The organism is Anabaena sp. AL09 (assembly GCF_001672255.1).
Classification (GTDB): domain Bacteria; phylum Cyanobacteriota; class Cyanobacteriia; order Cyanobacteriales; family Nostocaceae; genus Dolichospermum; species Dolichospermum lemmermannii.
Window position 1 is genome coordinate 1 of the sequence record NZ_LJOQ01000077.1, and the last position, 17,930, is coordinate 17,930.

General features: G+C 37.0%; 23 protein-coding genes. 9 read left to right on the top strand and 14 right to left on the bottom strand.

The features are described 5' to 3' along the window. Positions 1-94 precede the first annotated feature (94 nt). The 5 genes from AN490_RS14320 to nifK all read right to left on the bottom strand — a co-directional run bounded on the left by AN490_RS14320 (position 95) and on the right by nifK (position 5,998). The gene (locus AN490_RS14320) at positions 95-571 is read right to left on the bottom strand and encodes a NifX-associated nitrogen fixation protein (RefSeq protein WP_300004480.1); all 477 of its coding nucleotides are present in this window, start codon (positions 569-571) and stop codon (positions 95-97) included. Next, positions 568-987, bottom strand: coding sequence for a nitrogen fixation protein NifX (nifX, locus tag AN490_RS14325; protein ID WP_015081330.1), 420 nt, complete (start codon positions 985-987; stop codon positions 568-570). The genes AN490_RS14320 and nifX overlap by 4 nt, the downstream gene beginning before the upstream one ends. 163 nt (positions 988-1,150) lie before the next feature. Next, positions 1,151-2,482 carry a nitrogenase iron-molybdenum cofactor biosynthesis protein NifN gene (gene nifN / locus AN490_RS14330; protein WP_300004485.1) on the bottom strand — a complete coding sequence of 444 codons (1,332 nt, stop codon included), beginning with the start codon at positions 2,480-2,482 and terminating at the stop codon, positions 1,151-1,153. Positions 2,483-2,585: 103 nt separating this feature from the next. Then, positions 2,586-3,953: a nitrogenase iron-molybdenum cofactor biosynthesis protein NifE gene (nifE, locus tag AN490_RS14335; RefSeq protein WP_300004488.1), complete on the bottom strand. Its 1,368-nt coding sequence runs from the start codon at positions 3,951-3,953 to the stop codon at positions 2,586-2,588. Between the two features lie 509 nt (positions 3,954-4,462). Further along, the gene (nifK, locus tag AN490_RS14340; RefSeq protein ID WP_300004491.1) at positions 4,463-5,998 is read right to left on the bottom strand and encodes a nitrogenase molybdenum-iron protein subunit beta; all 1,536 of its coding nucleotides are present in this window, start codon (positions 5,996-5,998) and stop codon (positions 4,463-4,465) included. 464 nt (positions 5,999-6,462) lie between these two features. Here nifK and AN490_RS14345 point away from each other — a divergent pair, with 464 nt between their 5' ends. From AN490_RS14345 to AN490_RS14355, 3 genes are all read left to right on the top strand, one after another. Further along, positions 6,463-7,764 carry a site-specific integrase gene (locus tag AN490_RS14345; RefSeq protein ID WP_300004494.1) on the top strand — a complete coding sequence of 434 codons (1,302 nt, stop codon included), beginning with the start codon at positions 6,463-6,465 and terminating at the stop codon, positions 7,762-7,764. Between the two features lie 113 nt (positions 7,765-7,877). Next, a complete protein-coding gene (locus AN490_RS14350; RefSeq protein WP_300004497.1) occupies positions 7,878-8,153 on the top strand; it encodes a hypothetical protein in 276 nt (91 codons plus the stop codon). Continuing rightward, on the top strand, positions 8,138-8,536 hold the full coding sequence (locus AN490_RS14355) for a type II toxin-antitoxin system VapC family toxin (protein WP_300004500.1): 399 nt from the start codon (positions 8,138-8,140) through the stop codon (positions 8,534-8,536). Before AN490_RS14350 ends, AN490_RS14355 begins: the two co-directional genes overlap by 16 nt. Before the next feature lie 94 nt (positions 8,537-8,630). Here AN490_RS14355 and AN490_RS14360 read toward each other — a convergent pair whose 3' ends face one another. Both AN490_RS14360 and AN490_RS14365 read right to left on the bottom strand, forming a co-directional pair. Beyond that, positions 8,631-8,945 carry a hypothetical protein gene (locus AN490_RS14360; protein ID WP_300004503.1) on the bottom strand — a complete coding sequence of 105 codons (315 nt, stop codon included), beginning with the start codon at positions 8,943-8,945 and terminating at the stop codon, positions 8,631-8,633. 100 nt (positions 8,946-9,045) lie between these two features. Beyond that, entirely contained in the window at positions 9,046-9,195 is a 150-nt protein-coding gene (locus AN490_RS14365; RefSeq protein WP_300004596.1) for a hypothetical protein, read from the bottom strand. Positions 9,196-9,214: 19 nt separating this feature from the next. Here AN490_RS14365 and AN490_RS14370 point away from each other — a divergent pair, with 19 nt between their 5' ends. The 6 genes from AN490_RS14370 to AN490_RS14395 all read left to right on the top strand — a co-directional run bounded on the left by AN490_RS14370 (position 9,215) and on the right by AN490_RS14395 (position 13,633). Further along, positions 9,215-9,391 carry a hypothetical protein gene (locus AN490_RS14370; protein WP_366925044.1) on the top strand — a complete coding sequence of 59 codons (177 nt, stop codon included), beginning with the start codon at positions 9,215-9,217 and terminating at the stop codon, positions 9,389-9,391. Positions 9,392-9,415: 24 nt separating this feature from the next. After that, positions 9,416-10,561, top strand: a complete 1,146-nt coding sequence (locus AN490_RS14375) for an AAA family ATPase (protein ID WP_300004508.1) — start codon at positions 9,416-9,418, stop codon at positions 10,559-10,561. Next, positions 10,554-11,327, top strand: coding sequence for a hypothetical protein (locus AN490_RS14380; protein WP_300004511.1), 774 nt, complete (start codon positions 10,554-10,556; stop codon positions 11,325-11,327). The genes AN490_RS14375 and AN490_RS14380 overlap by 8 nt, the downstream gene beginning before the upstream one ends. A gap of 54 nt (positions 11,328-11,381) precedes the next feature. Next, a complete protein-coding gene (locus AN490_RS14385; RefSeq protein WP_300004514.1) occupies positions 11,382-11,960 on the top strand; it encodes a Uma2 family endonuclease in 579 nt (192 codons plus the stop codon). A 61-nt stretch (positions 11,961-12,021) separates the two neighbouring features. After that, on the top strand, positions 12,022-12,600 hold the full coding sequence (locus tag AN490_RS14390; protein ID WP_300004518.1) for a hypothetical protein: 579 nt from the start codon (positions 12,022-12,024) through the stop codon (positions 12,598-12,600). Between the two features lie 517 nt (positions 12,601-13,117). Next, complete coding sequence (locus AN490_RS14395) at positions 13,118-13,633, top strand: peptidylprolyl isomerase (RefSeq protein WP_300004521.1); 516 nt, start codon at positions 13,118-13,120, stop codon at positions 13,631-13,633. Between the two features lie 105 nt (positions 13,634-13,738). Here AN490_RS14395 and AN490_RS14400 read toward each other — a convergent pair whose 3' ends face one another. The 7 genes from AN490_RS14400 to AN490_RS14430 all read right to left on the bottom strand — a co-directional run bounded on the left by AN490_RS14400 (position 13,739) and on the right by AN490_RS14430 (position 17,723). Beyond that, on the bottom strand, positions 13,739-14,314 hold the full coding sequence (locus AN490_RS14400; RefSeq protein WP_300004524.1) for a Uma2 family endonuclease: 576 nt from the start codon (positions 14,312-14,314) through the stop codon (positions 13,739-13,741). Positions 14,315-14,380: 66 nt separating this feature from the next. Continuing rightward, positions 14,381-15,115: a Uma2 family endonuclease gene (locus AN490_RS14405; protein WP_300004527.1), complete on the bottom strand. Its 735-nt coding sequence runs from the start codon at positions 15,113-15,115 to the stop codon at positions 14,381-14,383. Positions 15,116-15,228: 113 nt separating this feature from the next. Continuing rightward, the gene (locus AN490_RS14410) at positions 15,229-15,618 is read right to left on the bottom strand and encodes a DUF6516 family protein (RefSeq protein ID WP_300004530.1); all 390 of its coding nucleotides are present in this window, start codon (positions 15,616-15,618) and stop codon (positions 15,229-15,231) included. Then, positions 15,593-15,907 carry a hypothetical protein gene (locus AN490_RS14415; protein WP_271820786.1) on the bottom strand — a complete coding sequence of 105 codons (315 nt, stop codon included), beginning with the start codon at positions 15,905-15,907 and terminating at the stop codon, positions 15,593-15,595. Before AN490_RS14415 ends, AN490_RS14410 begins: the two co-directional genes overlap by 26 nt. A gap of 307 nt (positions 15,908-16,214) precedes the next feature. Further along, the gene (locus AN490_RS14420; RefSeq protein WP_300004536.1) at positions 16,215-16,556 is read right to left on the bottom strand and encodes a DUF5615 family PIN-like protein; all 342 of its coding nucleotides are present in this window, start codon (positions 16,554-16,556) and stop codon (positions 16,215-16,217) included. After that, complete coding sequence (locus tag AN490_RS14425) at positions 16,553-16,777, bottom strand: DUF433 domain-containing protein (protein WP_300004540.1); 225 nt, start codon at positions 16,775-16,777, stop codon at positions 16,553-16,555. The genes AN490_RS14420 and AN490_RS14425 overlap by 4 nt, the downstream gene beginning before the upstream one ends. A gap of 199 nt (positions 16,778-16,976) precedes the next feature. Then, positions 16,977-17,723 (bottom strand): hypothetical protein, encoded by a 747-nt coding sequence (locus tag AN490_RS14430; protein WP_300004543.1) that lies wholly within the window; start codon positions 17,721-17,723, stop codon positions 16,977-16,979. Between the last annotated feature and the right edge of the window lie 207 nt (positions 17,724-17,930).

Sequence of the window (17,930 nt, forward strand, 5' to 3'; positions counted from 1 at the left end):
GACAACTGTACGGGCGAAGCATTTGGAGAACTATTTTTGGCAATGACCGATAATTTATCTTCCAAATGCTTCGCCCCTACTGACAACTGACTAATTAAAGATTGCCAACTTCGGGGAAAAGCTTGGCTAAATCAATGCCTTTTTCTACAATCTTTGTGCCTTCTTCGTCCAATTTCTCGAAGGAATCAAAACCAAAACGATGAGCATCACGTAAGGTTTTTACAGTTAATAATAAGCGTCCAGAAAATATTAAAGCCCAGCCAAAACCCTCATGTCCTAATTCCACAACCACATTAGAAATGAGTCCGGTTTCCTTTTCAATACTGGATGCTATCGCCCGAAAAAAGGCATTTATCCGGGAAAGAGTTGCGGGATCAATTTCACCTTCTACGGAAATTTCCCGTTTCTTTTGTTTAGTAACAATATAGGGTTTGAGGATTAATTCATCAGTCCAACTCCGGTAAAAACCATAACTATCTTGCGCCCGGATTTGTTGAACTAATGATTTATGGAAAGGAGTTAAAACCCCCTCTGAATTGTTACCAGTTCCATTTAGATTATTTGTACTCATAATGTTGCTTCGTTCTCAAGTTCTTCAGCAAAACTAAGTTTTTTCTGTCCTAAAGCTTTCCGTAACCAAGGTGGAGGATTACCCTTGAGAGTTTTGACTAATTTGTTGAGAATATCTTCAATCTTTTCCTCTTCAGATTTAGCCTTAACGGGGGTTACACTCTTCTTAATTAAACGAGCGGCTGCACTACCACCAATAGCGACAACATAAACAATTGTGCAATCATTCAGTGCTTGTAGTTTGGGGGTAATTTTATCTTCATTACCATCTTCCTTCAAATCACCTTCAAATTTGAGGGTTTCTATGAATTCATATCCGTTATCGGAAATTTCATAAACATCAATTTCCTTAGCCCAACCAAAGTGAGCATTAACATGAATTCGGTCAGTTGTCGTAAAAGCAATTTTCACTTTCATTTGTCCTTTGTTAGTTGTTGTCCAATATTACCTATCGTCTTCCTTTCTTCTTTCTTCTTCCTTTCTTCCTTCGTGTTCTTCGTTCCTTCGTGGTTCATTCAATCCGTATTTTCCGAGCAGCAATTTTTGTGATTAGGTTGGGTTTTACTTCGTTTAACCCAACCTACTTTTTGTTAATTACTGATGACCATTGGTTCATCATTGATGATTCTTCTTGTTCTATGAATAGGTTTCCCATGCCGAAAAGAAGCTCCATAGTACCGCGATAGCCTACTTTGGTAAATAGACCATTTCCTAATCGGTCATAAATGGGAATACCTAAACGATAGAGAGGACTAGAAAGGCGTTTAGAGATGGTATTCACGTGGGAATTACCAATCAATAAATCAGAACCTAACGCCAACTTTTCAAAATCCTCTAAATCACCAATGGTGACATTATTGATAGGAAGTAGTTCAAGTAATGGAGAACGAGTTGTGGTGACAGCATTGTGAATTTCTGCCCCCATTGATTGCAAAAATCCCACCATTGTCCACAACAAATCCGGTTCTAAAGCTAAAGATACTCGTTTTCCACTAAAATAAAAGTGAGTATCTAACATTGCGTCTTGCAATTGACGACGTTGACGACGATATTTTTCAGGAACGGGATTTCCACTTAATAAAGATAACTTTTGCAGAAATTGATCTACAGGTTCTAGTCCTGTTAAATCTCTGAATACTTGATAGTTAGTTCCAAACCGTTCCTCTAAAATTTTCGCCGCCCCTAACATACTTTCACCTAATGCTAAGGTAAAAGCCGAACTACCAAGAGAACGTAATTGTTTGAGAGTTGTGCCACTAGCAGTTATAGCAGTATAACCATCTTCCAAATGTCCATCTAAAGAAGCTCCCAAATCAGGTACAAATATTGGTTCTAGACCGAAAGCTGTTACCATTTCTCGAACTTCTTGGACATCTCCAGGAGTGAGCGCAGCACCAGCTAAAATGGTGATTTGTTCGGGTTTAATTCCCCCTGCTTTGGGAATTTCTTTAACTATACTTTCTACCGCAACTGCAAAACCGTCTTGTAATGCACCTTTAAAATCAGGAGTAGGAGCAAAAATAATGGCTAAATGATTAAGTTCAGGGTGACGTTCTCGAATATCTTTCAAGAACATTTCAATATCATCACCTCTAGTTTCTGTTAAACCAGTGGTACACAAACCAATAATTTCCGGTTGTACCTTTTCCACCAAAGTGAGAATAGCTTGCTCCACATTTTCCTCACCACCCAAAATAGTAGTAACTTCCGTCATTGCAGTAGTAGCAAGAGGAATAGCTTCCCGAAAATGTCGAACCAAAACCACCTTTGCAAACGCCGTACAACCCTGAGAACCGTGAAATAAAGGCATAGTCCCCTTCAACCCCAAAAAAGCCAAAGAAGCGCCTAAAGCCTGACTTTGTTTGAGGGGGTTTACAGTCAGAGACTTTTCTGGAACAATTGCGATCGCCATAATAACTATAATCTCAATAATCTCAAAGTATTTCTTCCTTTGCGTCTTTGCTCCTTTGCACCTTTGCGCGAAACAAAAACAAGATGTGTGCTGTAATTTTCAATTATTCCCAAGGAGCAGGCTTACGAATTTGCTCCCAAACGGGGCTATATAAAGCCTCAGTCAACTCCCGTGCCATTTCCACCATGCCCACATAACCGGCATAAGGATGATGACGTTCTTGGTTAATATCTAAAAAGGGAATTCTCGCTTTCAAAGCAGTATATTGATTTCTACCGCCAGCAATAAGCATATCTGCGTTAGTTTCTTCAATTAATTTCAGGAGTTCTGTAGCGTTCCCCTTCTCCAACATAATGCCATCATTACCCAACAAATTTTTGATTTTTGCTTTATCTTCTTCTGTACTTTTGCGGGTACTTGTGGCCACAACTTCAATTCCCAAATCCTTCGCAGCGGAAATAATTGACCAACTTTTCACACCACCAGTATATAGAACAATGCGTTTTCCTTTTAATTTTTCTCGATAGGGAGCAAGTGCAATATCTAAAGCCGCAGTTTCTTCAGCAATGAGTTTTTCTGTGCGTTCCTGCAAATCAGCATCACCTAATTTAGCAGCTACAGTTCGCAGACAACGGTTAATATCTTTAATTCCATAAAATGACTCTTCAATGTAGGGAATTCCGTAACGTTCCTGCATTTTTCGCGCCATATTTAATAACGCTCGTGAGCAAATCATCACATTTAATTTAGCTCGGTGAGCATAACGCACTTCTTCATAACGAGCATCACCAGTAATTTTTGATAAAACCCGAATTCCTAACTTTTCAAATAAAGGTAAAACCCCCCACATTTCCCCAGCAATATTATATTCACCTATTAAATTAATATCATAGGGTGTGGTATATTCAGGTTCAGCAGTTCCCACTACATATTCTAGTAGAGATTCACCACCAAAGCGATTACCTAAATTTTTACTGCCAATAAATCCGGGAGCAATGACAGGAATTACCGGAGTACCAATTTTTTCGGCTGCTACCTTACAAACTGCATCAATATCATCACCAATTAAGGCTGTAACGCAGGTGGCGTAAACAAAAACTGCCGCAGGTTTGTAATTTTCATTAACTTCTAAAATCGCCTTATAAAGCTTTTTCTCACCACCGAAAATGACATCATTTTCACCCACATCGGTAGTAAAACCTGTCTTATAAAGCATTGGTCCAGAAGACAGACTACCACGACTTCCCCAGGAATTGCCAGCGCAAGCGATCGGACCATGTACCAAGTGAGCAGCATCAGTAATTGGCACTAAAGCAATCATCGCTCCATCAAAGGCACAACCACCTTGAGCCGCACCTGGTTGAGCTTGTTGGGTACAAGATTTGCTTTTCTTTTCTCCCTGTTTCTGTTGATTATGTTCGCATCCTGATTCACTCAGCAATTCGTTAATTTTACCTTGGGTGACTTTCATTTTTATTCTCGCGCTAGATAGAATTTATTAACATTACAAATCTTCCTTAAAGTCCATCATCAAGATGATGATTTTCGCAACATTACAGCAGACTTCACATATTTAGACTACAATTAAAACTCATGTATTTCTTACTTCGCGCCTTTGCTCCTTTGCGACTTTGCGCGAAACCAGATTAACTTAATATTTACACAGATAAACTTTCAAAAAAGATATGTATTTATCTGTATTTTCTAGGGGTGGGATTTTCATAACATTTGGTTTTGCAAGAGAAAATAGAAAAATTATTGTATTGAAGGTAAGATAAAGCACGTGCTAAGAGATTAAGGCGTTGCTGGAACTTATTTCAAAATTCATCCGTCCGGTAGATGAAAGGAACAAAGAATATCGGCTAGAATTGGAATTAGAACTTGAAATAGGGATGGGATTTTAGGTAAATTGCCTAAGTCCCAGTCCCCTTTGTCTATTTTTCAGCGAAAGGATGGGGAAACCCCACCCTACAGACATTCTTAACGAACTAAGTCGTAGGAAATGTCGGTCTTACCAGCAACATTGGTGCTGCGGTCAATTTCTTCAAATACTGTGTTAACAATCCAGTTCAACAGGTTAATTACACCTTTGTAACCAACAGTTGCATAACGGTGGTAGTGGTGACGGTCCATGATTGGATAACCGATTCTTACCAAAGGTACACCACAATCGCGCCACAGGTACTTACCGTAGGAGTTACCAATCAATAGGTCTACGGGTTCGGTGAACAACAAGGAGCGTAAGTGCCACAAGTCTTTACCACCCCAGATTTTAGCGGACTTCCCGAAGGCGCTAGAATCTAACAATGCTTGCAATTCTTTCTCGAATACTTCATTGGTGTTGTGAACCAAGATGTGTACTGGTTCAGCACCCATTTCCAACATGAAACCAACTACGCTGTAAACTAAGTCAGGATCACCGTAGATAGCGAAACGCTTACCATGTACCCAAGTATGGGAGTCGGTCATTGCGTCAACTGCACGACCACGTTCGATTTCTAACTCTTCAGGAATAGCCTTACCAGTCATTTCGCTGAGTTTCATCAAGAACTCGTCAGTTCCCTTGATACCCCAAGGACGAGAAACTGAAACGTCTTGTTTCCATTCCTTAGCAATATATTCACGGGTCTTGGTGGTAGAGTAAGCTTGAAGAGCAATAGTAGCCTTAGCGTTGATGGAATCTGCTGCGTCTTCTAACTTAGTACCACCTGGATACATATTGAATTCACCATCGCAAGGTGAGTCAACATAATCACTGTTGTCAGATAAAACAGTGTAGTCAATTCCCATCAAAGAAGCCATCCGCTTGATTTCGCGGTTGTTTTCTACGTAGGTATCAAAACCAGGAATGAAGTTGATTTTACCGTTGCTCTTGGCTGTCTTCTTACCTGCGGTTAAGGTGGTAAGAATTCCCTTCATCATGTTGTCGTAACCAGTGATGTGAGAACCAACGAAGCTAGGTGTGTGTGCAAAAGGTACGGGGAAATCTACAGGAACTGAACCAGCTTCCTTAGCATTACCGATAAATGACTGTAAGTCATCACCGATAACTTCTGCCATACAGGTGGTGCAGACAGCGATCATTTTTGGCTTGTACAAGCTGTAGGAATTAGCCAAACCATCAATCATGTTTTGCAAACCACCGAACACAGCCGCGTCTTCTGTCATGGAAGAAGAAACACCGGAGAATGGTTCTTTGTAGTGACGGGTTAGGTGGGTACGGAAGTAAGCCACGCAACCTTGAGAACCTTGAACGAAGGGAAGTGTACCTTCAAAACCAACAGCCGCAAACATAGCGCCTAAAGGTTGACAACCCTTTGCTGGGTTAACGGTTAAAGCTGTCCGTTCAAAGTTCTTTTCCCGGTATTCCCAGCTTTTGGTCCATTCGGAAACTCGTTGTACTTCTTCAGGGGTGTGACCGTTTTCAAACTGTTTTTTGTTTTCAAACAGTTCTTGGTATTCTGGTTGGTGGAATAACTCAACGTGGTCCTGAATCTTATTGGGATCTTGAGGCATTTCTATATCTCCAAGCTTGCTGTGTATTATGTTTGCGTTCGGTGGAGAGTGGGGAATGGGCCTCAAAATTCAGAATGCAAAATCCAAAACAATGAAATTTTTAATTTTGAATCTTGAATTCCCAACTCTCCTGGGGTAAAACCCCAGACTATCTTTTGTTCCCTAGACGGAAGCCTTAGCTTTAGCCTTAGCTTGAGCTTTCTTGTTCCAGGGAGCGCCGATTAATCCCCATGTTGGGCTGTTGAGTGCCAAATCCATGTCACGAGCGAAGATTGCGAATCCGTCGTAACCGTGGTAAGGACCGGAGTATTTATATTGCTGGTTTAATAGCTTTATGCTTGCAGTGAGCTATGTCGGCAATAAACTATGTTTGCGGTTAACACATTTATTTTTAGTCTAAATATAGTCTGAAAGATTCAGAGTTAAGTTTCGCGCAAAGGCGCGGAGGAGCAAAGGCGCAAAGAATGAAAGAAGAGCTATTATGGGAATTGGAGCAGGTAAATCTGCGTTTGAAATCTGCGAAAGCTAGGGTAACAATTCGAGAATCAAATGGATGTCTGCAATTACGGGCAACTTTACCCATTAAACCGGGAGATGACGATAAAACCGGAACAAGCAAAAAACAATACAATCTCAGTTTGAATATTCCTGCCAATTTACCAGGTTTGAAAACTGCTGAGGAGGAAGCTTATGAGTTAGGTAAGTTAATTGCTAGAAAGAGTTTTGTCTGGAATGATAAATATTTAGGAAATGAAGGAAATAAACAGGAGTTAATAACTATTGGTGAGTTATTGGCAAGGTTTGAGGAGGAATATTTTAAAACCCATAAACGCACGACTAAAAGTGAACATACTTTTTTCTATTATTTTTCTCGAATTAAGCGTTATACAAATGCTGATGATTTGGCAATTGGGGAAGTTTTGATTCATGCGATTGATAAAATAGATAAGGAATGGGCTAAATATAATGCGGTGAGGGCTATTTCTGTTTTTTGTCAACTTTTCAAAGTTGAGATTAATTTAACTAATTATTCTAAAGTTCCTGAAAGTAATTCTCGAAATGTGCCTACAGATAAGGACATAGTTACGGGATTTTACAAGTTTGATGAATATTTGCATAATCGAGGCAAACAAGTTAATCAAGATGTCAAAGATAGTTGGCAACTTTGGCGTTGGACTTATGGAATGTTGGCAGTTTTTGGTTTACGTCCCCGTGAACTTTTTGTTAATCCTCATATTGATTGGTGGTTAAGTGATGAGAATACAGATTTAACTTGGAAGGTTGATAAAGATTGTAAAACTGGTGAAAGGGAAGCTTTACCTTTATATAAGGAATGGATTGAGGAATTTGATTTAAGAAATCCGAAATATTTGGAAATGTTGGCAATTGCAATTAGTAAAAAAGACCAAAATAATCATGCTGAAATCACGGCTTTAATTCAAAGGGTAAGTTGGTGGTTTAGAAAAATTGGTTTAGATTTTAAACCCTATGATTTACGTCATGGTTGGGCAATTCGAGCGCATATTTTGGGAGTTCCTATTAAAGCTGCGGCGGATAATTTAGGTCATAGTGTGCAGATTCATACGAAAACTTATCAACGGTGGTTTTCTTTAGATATGCGGAAGTTGGCAATTAATCAGGCTTTGAGTAAACGGAATGAGGTGGAGTTGATTAAGGATGAAAATACAGGGTTGAAAATGGAGAATGAACGGTTGAAGATTGAGGTCGAGAAGTTGAGAATGGAAATGGTTTATAAACGGAGTTAAGTTTGGTTAATCAAGAATATCATTTTTGTGAGGTGTGGTATAATTGATTGGTGAATAATCATCAAAATCTTTATGTAAGTTACTGATAAAAGTACAAACTAGGAGGTTAGTCTATGGAAAGTATGAAGATTAAAACACATATTGGTAATGATAAAATTCTCAAAATTGAACTTCCTGATGAATTTGCCAATGAAGAATTAGAAATAGTAATTGTATTTCAACGTATTGCAGAAAAATCATTACAATCTGCAACCAAAACGCCGGAAGAATTAGGATATTCTCGTAGATTTTTAGAAGAAGTGATAGGTAGTTGGGAAGGTGAAGCAATTGAACGTCCAGAACAGCTTCCTTTTGAAGAACGGGAGGAAATTCAATGGCCTATCTCTTAGATACAAATGCCTGTATTCAAATTCTCAATTCAAAAAAATCATCTGTTACCCAACGGCTTTTATCAATTCCTGTTAAAGAAATTTATATTTGTACAGTTGTGTATAGTGAATTGTATTATGGAGCTTACAAAAGTTCAAATACTAATAGAAACTTATCTCATTTAGAAAATTTATTGGCTGAATTTGCCGATTTACCACTAGATCGTAAAGCCGCTAAAATTGCTGGACAAGTTCGCGCTCGTCTTGATTCTTTGGGTACTCCCATTGGTCCTAATGATTTGTTAATTGCGGCAATTGCGTTGGCAAATGATCTCACACTCGTTACTCACAATACCCGCGAATTTAGCCGTATTGATGGTTTGAAATATGAAGATTGGGAATAGATAAGTTAATGTTGGGTTTCGTTCCTCAACCCAACCTACAAACTACAAACTGAAATATTCATAACTTATTCAAGTTTATTAAGTAAACGACTAGTTAGGCTTCATCGTCTGATTCTTTCGGCAACGAACCTAAGTTTTCACCTTGCGCGTGGACTGTTCTGAGCTTTCTAGAGATATTCAGCAAATATTTTTCTGGTAGGGGCATTGGATGGCTTTTACCTTTGGGAGTAAGTCTTTCGTGGGCTTCGTAGCGAGCGACGATTTTCTGCCAATCATCTGGGTATAACTCCTTAAACTTCAGGATAAAGTCTGAATCAAAATGGTTTGCATCTAAGTCTTTCAGGGTTCTCAAAATTTTTTCTTCTTTTTTTAAAAAAACTTGTGTGTTAGGTACTCTGGCTCTTGTCATTAATTCCTCAATTTTTCTAAATTGGTAGGGTTTCACTATAGTACAGTCAGGATATACTAAGAATAATATAATATATATTATTCGTTATCGTCAACTATGATCACAATGGGTACTCGCACTCTTCCAAATCCCAAAGAGCGATCGCACTCTCCCAAATATCCAATGATAAAATTAAGAAAACTAAAGATAATCCACCAATGACAACTACACTGGTTAAACCATCCCAATTCCTACCTGAAGGAATCTGCATCAAGCATATCAAAAACCTCATGCTATTCAAATTTACCGATAAGCTAGGTGAACGGATGCAAAAACTCCTTGATAAAAACAAATTAGATACCCTCACCCCAGAGGAAGCAATAGAATTAGAGACAATAGGGGAGCTTGACGACATCTTCAGTTATATTAACGCTGTGATTGCTGCTCAACACCATGTCCATTCTTAAAGCTCTTTATCAATAGATAACAATATGCTAGAAAAACTAATACTTCATAATTTCAAAAGCCATAAATCTACAGAACTTCATTTCGATAGTTCCCGATTACATGGACTCGTGGGAAAAAACAGTGCTGGTAAAACAACCATCCTCCAAGCATTGCATAATTTAAGTAAACTAACTGTTTACTCATTTGAGAAAAATTTTAAAGATGAAAATTCACCTCAATTTATTACAACAACTGGGGAAAAAAATATGTTTGTTACTGCGAGTGGTGGTTGGGAAAATGAGAATAAAAAAAAATGGGAAGTGTCCTATAGTTGGGAGAACAAAAATACAAACAATTGGACTGCTACAGTATCATGGAATATAGATGGAAATAAAAACAGTTGGACAAATGAAAAACTATATGCAACATATTCATACTCACCGAATCCACCTTTACCATCCAATTTTTTTCAACCTACTGTTTACCTAAAATTAATAGCCTCTAATCTCGCCAAAGCAGCTTACAGTGAAGAAATTACGCCAAAAGTTGAATTTGACGGATCAGGATTAGCACCTACCTTAGATTTTCTGCGTGATGAAGCTCCAGATAAATTTCAATTAATAGAAGAAAAGCTGAGTCGAATTGTTCCAAATGTCCGCAAAGTTGGCATCAAGCGAGCAAAAGTTCCAGTCATTCGCAAGCGTTTAATCGAAGTAGATGGTAAATCTATTTCCTATGAAGAAACTCAGGAAATGACAGGTCAAGAAGTTATATTAGACATGAATACAGGTGAACGTATTCCAGCCCATGCAATTAGCGAAGGAACAATGTTAACATTAGGATTATTAACTGTATTAATGAATCCTAATCAACCTAATTTAGTTTTATTAGATGATGTGGAACAGGGACTTCATCCTAAAGCACAACGTGAGTTAATGACTGTTTTTAAAGAAATCATTGCCGAAAATCCCAATCTGCAAATTATTTTCTCTACTCATTCTCCTTATATTCTTGATGCACTTGCTCCTTCTCAAGTTCACATCTTAAATAACAGTAAATCAGGGTTCACAATGTCCAAACGTTTGGATGAACATCCTGATGTAGAATGGGCAAAAGAAACCTTAACAACAGGTGAATTTTGGGATGCTGAAGGTGAAAATTGGGTGCTAGAAGGAGAAGTCAGTGATTGAGTTTATTGTCATAGTTGAAAGTAGTGCAGATTCTAGAACAGCTACCAAATTAGCCGAGCGAGTTTTAAAGGAAAAATTCGATTGGTTAGATGATGATATTCTGCAACATTGTTTTCAGTGGACTGGTTTAGAGGAAGGGACAGAATTTTCTTGCTGGAGAGACATTATCAAAATCATTGATGATGCAAAATCACAAATAAAATATAAACCTTCCAGATTTATAGGTCATAGCAAGGGTGTGCCTTTAAAAGCTGATGGTGCAGCATCTATTAAAGTTCTTAATTTAGTACGTTTTCTGCAAAAAACACGACATATTAAAGCTGTTATTTTTATCCGTGATTTAGATAATCAACCAGAACGTAAAGAAGGAATTGAACAAGCACGTTCAGAACATATTGATAAAATGCCGAAACTAGAAATTATAATTGGTGCTGCTGATCCAAAACGTGAAGCATGGGTTTTAAATGGGTTTATTCCATCTAATCAACAAGAAGAACAAATACTAGAAGAAATCAAAAATAAATTGAGTTTTGATCCTTGCATAGAGTCTCACAGATTACGTGCTACTTCAGAGAAAGAACCTGAACGAATCAGAAATGTAAAAGTAGTTGTCGCACAACTTACAGGAAACGATATGGAACGGGAAAAGCTATGTTGGGAAAAGACAAATTTAAAACATCTACGAGAAAGAGGAGTTGATACGGGTTTGACAGATTATATCTGTGAAGTTGAGGAACGATTAGCTGCAATTCTTTTGTCTGATTAAGAACTATTTTCCTATCAATTGCTATAATCAAAACAAACCTGAAAAAATCCTGATATGATAGCCATTCCCCAACAACCAGCAAAAATGACCATTGAGGAATACTTCGCATGGGAACTTGACCAGGATATTCGCTATGAATACATCAACGGCGAAGTTTTTGCCATGACAGGTGGTACAATTCCCCATAATGATATTGCTCTAAATCTTTACAGACCTCTATATTCTCACCTCCGTCCTAGAGGTTGTCGAGTCAATGTGTCAGATGTGAAAGTGCAAGTTACCCCTAAAAGCCCATACTTCTATCCTGATCTTATTGTCAGTTGTCACCCTGAAGACATCAATGCCCGTAAATTTATCCAAAATCCTAAATTAATTATTGAAGTTCTTTCTCCTGGTACAAGCGGTAGAGATAGAGGGGAAAAATTTAGATATTATTTAACAATGCCAACTTTACAAGAATACATCTTGATTGATTCTGAAAAAATTTCTGTTGAACGTTACTGTCGAGGAGAAGGAAGAATGTGGCTTTATTATCCCTATAGTAGTGGAGATATTGTCACCTTATCAAGCATTGAATTTGAATTTCCCATAGAAATGCTTTATGATGGTGTAGGATTGGAAACAGAAACATAAAATCACATTTCCCAAATAAATCAGATTAATGTCACCTAAAATTTAATCCCTTATTAAAATTATGACAAAGCGGAAAAAAAGCAATCTTCAATGGATTAAAGAAACCCTAGAATTAAAACCTGATCATCACTGGGAAGGTCCTGATGATTATAAGATTTTTGTAGCTGGGAGGGGTGCGGTTCGCTTCAATGTTCCCCAAAATTGGGTATTTGAACCACAAGAAAAATCTTTCAAGTTCATGGATAAAAAACCACCTGATGATGACTGTTGTTTAGAGGTATCTTACAATCATTTACCCCCGAATGACTGGACACTGTTTCCCCTTAAACACACTTTGAAGAAAATCATGGAAGATGATAGCCGTGATGTGATTGAAAAAGGAGAAGTAATTACTGTTAAGCGACAAACAGCCAGAATAATGTGGTGTCAAATTAAATTTATGGACACTCAAACCGAACCCAGAGAAGCTTTTTCGCGGACTTGTGTGGGTTTAGGTTCAAATATTCAATGTTTAATTACCTTTGATTATTGGGCAGATCAAGCAGAGCAATTAATACCGATTTGGGATGAAGTTATGCGGAGTTTGACACTAGGATTATATATCAGAGATCCGAGAACTGGTTTAGCTTTCCCAGATTAAAATGCTGAAAAAACAACCTCAGCTTGAGTTTCTTCAACACGAGTGGAGGTTTTTTGTTTGACAGTAGGTAAACCATTACACAGATTATTGACACTCCCCGGTCTAAAGACACGGAGATTCTTGGTTCAATGAGGCCACTTAAACTAGATTCCTTGCGTTTTCTAGCGAGCGAGGTGGGACTCTCCCCAAGCGTTAACTTTCGGTCTGCCCGACCGTAGTTGCATTAATGCAAGTCCTGTTTAGCTTGAAACGATTTGTTTCAAAATTCTGATTCGTGTTTCGACTTCGCTCAACACAAGTCCAGTTCCTATAAATCTTTTACCTACTGCTAGGAAGAAACTAGAACAATGCAGTAGAACCGCATAAATTTAATTGTCAAGGTACAGATTATCGTTAGGTAGTTAGGTTTTTAGACAGGTTGATTACCTTTCCTGTTACAAATAGTATAACACCATAAGTCACTGGGGGATAAATCCCCCACGTGACTTTCAGTCCATTTTCTTGTAATTCAATATTCATGGCAAATCCCACCGCAACTCTAGAAACTTCCCTTGGTACTATCACTCTTGAGCTATTCACCGACGTTATGCCGATAACAGCGGGAAATTTCATCAAATTGGCCAAAAGTGGGTTTTATGATGGTCTGCATTTCCACCGTGTAATTAAAAATTTCATGGTGCAGTTTGGTTGTCCTCACAGTAAAGATCCTAGCTCTCCTCGTGCGGGTACAGGTAATAGTCCTGATGGGTGCATTCAAGATGAGCATCCTGAAGATGGAAAACTTTCTAACGAACCAGGAACTCTATCTATGGCTAATACGGGAAGACCTAATAGTGGTAGTTGCCAGTTCTTTATTAACACTGTCCACAACCACTATCTGGATTGGTTTACTGCGGGTCAATCTAAACATCCTGTTTTCGGTCGAGTTACTGAAGGGATGGATGTATTAAAAGCCATTGAAACTACTCCCACAGGATCAGGCGATCGCCCCAAAACACCAGTTAAAATGATTAAAGTGACTATCCACGAATAAAATCAAGGATTAGTGCGGAGGTTTCTCCGCACACCGTTATCTTCAGGCAAAATCTCATGTTTTTCATTAAATAATTCCACACAAAAACCAATCCAATAAAACAACCTAACCCTCTATTTCTTCTTCAGTAAAAATAGGAGGCCACAATTCAGAAATAGCTAATTCCCAACCTGGAAAAAGTTCTGGTAAAGTTAAAATATCGCCATTATTTAAAATAGTTGGTTTACCTTGATGACGATAAACTGTAACAGTTTCCTCATCAGGATCAATTAAAATTCCCATCACAGCACCTAATTTGATCAAGTTGAGAATTTTAGTAACTAAAGGTTTAATTCTATCACTTTGAGATTTAATTTCTACTACTAAATCTGGCACAAGTTCGCCAAAATAACGGGGACTTTGACGCAGACGTGCAGCCCGAACAAAAGAAACATCTGGTGCGGTGAGGTTGCTATCAGGTAAAATGAAACCACCAGCAGAATCAAATACTCTTCCTAAACGACGAGGATAAACCCAATTAGCTAATAGCCGACTAAAAAGAATACCAACTTCACTAGATACAATATCCGATGGACCCACGATAGAAATTCTCCCGTTTGTTAATTCAACATCGTAATCTAAACCGGCTTCACTAAAAGCGGTTTGGACTTGTTCTACATCTTTAATTGTCATGATTAGCATAAAATACTGCTCCTAATATACAAAGTTGGGGTCATTAAAATAAACACAATTTGATTTTAGATTTCGTTAAATTGTATCTGGATCAATATTTAACTCTCTCAATTTTGCGGCTAACCTTTGGGATTTTTTATTTGATATTTTCGCTTTTTCTGCTTCCATTGCTGCTCTTGTAGCTTCCATCTCTGCGCTTTCTTCCGGTGTAGGAACTAAAACTCCTGATGATGTAAAATATCTTAATAAACCTTCATAAATCCCTAAATATAACCCCAATTCTTCACTCCATAAATGTCCTTTTTCATTAGGTTTTAAGGGTTGATATTTGCCACTGATTAAATTAAATCCTGCAAATTCCAATGTATAAGGATCAAACCAAAAATAATCAGGTGTACGGAAAGTATCTTGATAAAGTAGTTTTTTAGTTTCTCTATCAGTTTTAGCTGTGGTTGGTGAAAGAATTTCGACAATGACATGAGGATATTTGCCATTTTCTTCCCACACTACCCAACTTTTTCTAGTTTTTCGTTCTGTTCCTAAAACTACGAAAAAATCTGGACCTCTAACGTCTTCTGATTTTTTTTGATGAGGACTATAGTAAATACTCAGATTTCCGACAGCATAAAAATCAGTTCTGTCTTTCCATAACCATTCTAAACATTTGAAAAGAAGAATAATTTGACGTAAATGTAGTTCTGTTTCCACGGGAGGTTCATCACTATATAGGTCACTGGGTGGGAAAATGATATCTTCTGATATATCTTCTAATGTGTTAGTTTGTAATTCCAGTGCTTGAGTAATCATCATGATATGATACCAAGTAATTATTTGCTTATTGTAGCATTAATTGTCAGAAATGGCTAACGCCACGCTTCGCTATCAGGATATCCAGGATTTTAGGATTTACAGAATTTTACTTATCATTTTATATTATTTAAGTGATCAGTGATAATTTCTAAAATTACTTGCTCAATATCTGGAATTTTAGATGGGACGATTTGATCTTGAATATGCTTATGATCTGCATAACCCAAATCAGGTTTGTGTTTTGCATTATCATAGCGAAATATTAAGTTATTTTCATGATCTTGATAATGAAATGAATAAGACAGTTTGTCCACTGATTCTTGGAGATCAACATATTCTTTGAAGAATAGCCGTGATCCTTGTAAAAATTCTAAATTTCCCTGGATAAAACCAACATAATTTGATCTAGTATCTACTGAAAAATTAAAGGATAGAATCCATCCGTCATTCACATATTTTTGAATAACGGAAATGATATTAGCTTGGTAATTGTTGAGTAACATATTCTATTGCTTCTAATTTTTGTAGAGAATTAGTTAATTTTTTCTTTATTTTTATCTCTCCATACCAACTGACATATTCTTCGTCCCCTCCTTCCAGGTCTTCTGCTGTCCAATGAGTGAAGAAAAACTCGGATGAAATTTGATATTTTGTTTCAAACTCCATTAACAATTTGTTAGTTTTTGCTAGTGAACGTTGCAGGCTTTTAATCTCTGATTCAATGGCTGCTTTAACTAGGTTTTGTACAATTTCAAGATCAGGAGAATCGGATTTAATCTGTAGTTGTAGCATAAGGTTTACCTCAAATAAATTGTGTCGGTTTACTTAATAATAACTTCTCTGAGATGTTTAGTTGTAATTTCAGTGCTTGAGTAATCATCATAATATGATAGCAAGTAATTATTTGTTTATTGTAGCATTGATTGTCAGAATCAGGATATCCAGGATATAAGGATTTACAGGATTTAATTGATGATTATTGTTCTGCGATCGCCCCAAAACTCCAGTTAAAATGATCAAAGTGACTATCCACGAATAAAATCAAGGATTAGTGCGGAGGTTTCTCCGCACATCACTATTTTCATGTAAAATCCCCCAATTATCTAAATGCTTCTATCTGATCTAAATAAACATTAATTAACTTGTGATCAATCACTAACATTTCAATCTCTGTCCAAACCTGAGCTAGAAATAAGTGAAATTCACGTTTTCGCATATTCCCAAAACGCAGATGTACTATTTTAGGTGGGAACAAATCAACCATCAGCCGATCTGAAAAATCTGCATCTTTAGTAACAATGACCAATTCTTTTTCCTTCGCATACTCCCAAATTTGGCTATCATTTGGACTGTCACCTAAAATTGAAACATGGATGATGGGCAAAGATGGAGTAAATTGGATTTTAATAGGAAGATTTTCATCAAATAAAAATCCATTCATGCGATTTTTCTCACTTCATAGTGGTTCGCCATTAACTTTGCAGCAAATTGGATACAAGCATAAATATCTTCTCGTTTCAGAGTGGGGTACTCTTCCAGGATTTCCTCGATGGAATCACCGGCACCTAAAAACTCCATAATCGTTTGTACAGGAATTCGAGTGTTAGCAATAATAGGTCGTCCGTTGCAAATATCTGGATTAATATTGATTTTAGTTGCCATTTTGTTTACTCCTTTTGATGGTTTATTAATTGTAGCATTTGTCAGAATCAGGATATCCAGGATTTTAGGATTTACAGGATGTAATTGATTATTAATGATGACTGTTTTGAGAAGATATTGTGTTACGCTGTTGCTTAAACTAAGCTACCCACTAAAGATTTTATCCTTTGTGCTTTCAACGCTCGTTTGTTAAAACCACCTATAAGTTCTGATTTATATAATCATAATGCTTTTTGGACATTTTTTCTGACAATATACTCATATCACAAAAATCTTCTTCCGATATGTTTGCAGGAATTCGATGAATAGATTGACATATTTGTAACCAGTTATCTTCATAATTCATATTCAATCCATTGGTTTTATTAAGCAAGAAAACAAACGAATACCAACCGAATTTTATATATTTATGAACATAAGGAAATCTAAACAATTCTGCATTTATGATCCCAAACCTTTGTTTAGCATGAATGGTTGTATTACGCATTTTTCTATAGATGTTGTCACAGTATCTATTGAAATGATCTAATTCTTCTTGTGTTGCATTATGCGACTTTAAAAATTGATTCCACTTTCTATAGAAAGATAATTCGGATAAATTTTCTTCAATAACGTCATTGATCACCGATTCCATCTTAATTTGAAAAAATATTACTGCATTAATGCAGTATTTAGCCTCTGCTTCACGTAAAGCCGTAAGATAACTACTCCAGTGTAAAGCATTTATAGGATCAGAAGAATCTACATCAATATCTCGTACTGTTAGGTTTGAGGATAAAATGTCTATATCATGATTTTCTTTGAAATCATAAGAAACAACATGGATGTTATTATTAGCCAAAGCCTTTGATATAGGTTCAATATATATACGATATGCTTTATACAACTCATCTAGGGCTTTATTTCCTGCATATTGGGCAATATCAAAATCATTCAAATCCAGCATATTCAAAAAAAGTAAACTTGGTTAATATAATAACATTTTTTGTCTGACATATTTCTGATTGTGTTATAGATAAATTTAGGCTAAAAAAACAACCCACAAAAAGTGATCAAATTTAACCAAATCACCAAACATCATAAATTCACAACCATCTTAAAATCAGATAAAATCAGACCTTTACTACTTGCAGTTATCCACAAACAATGTTAT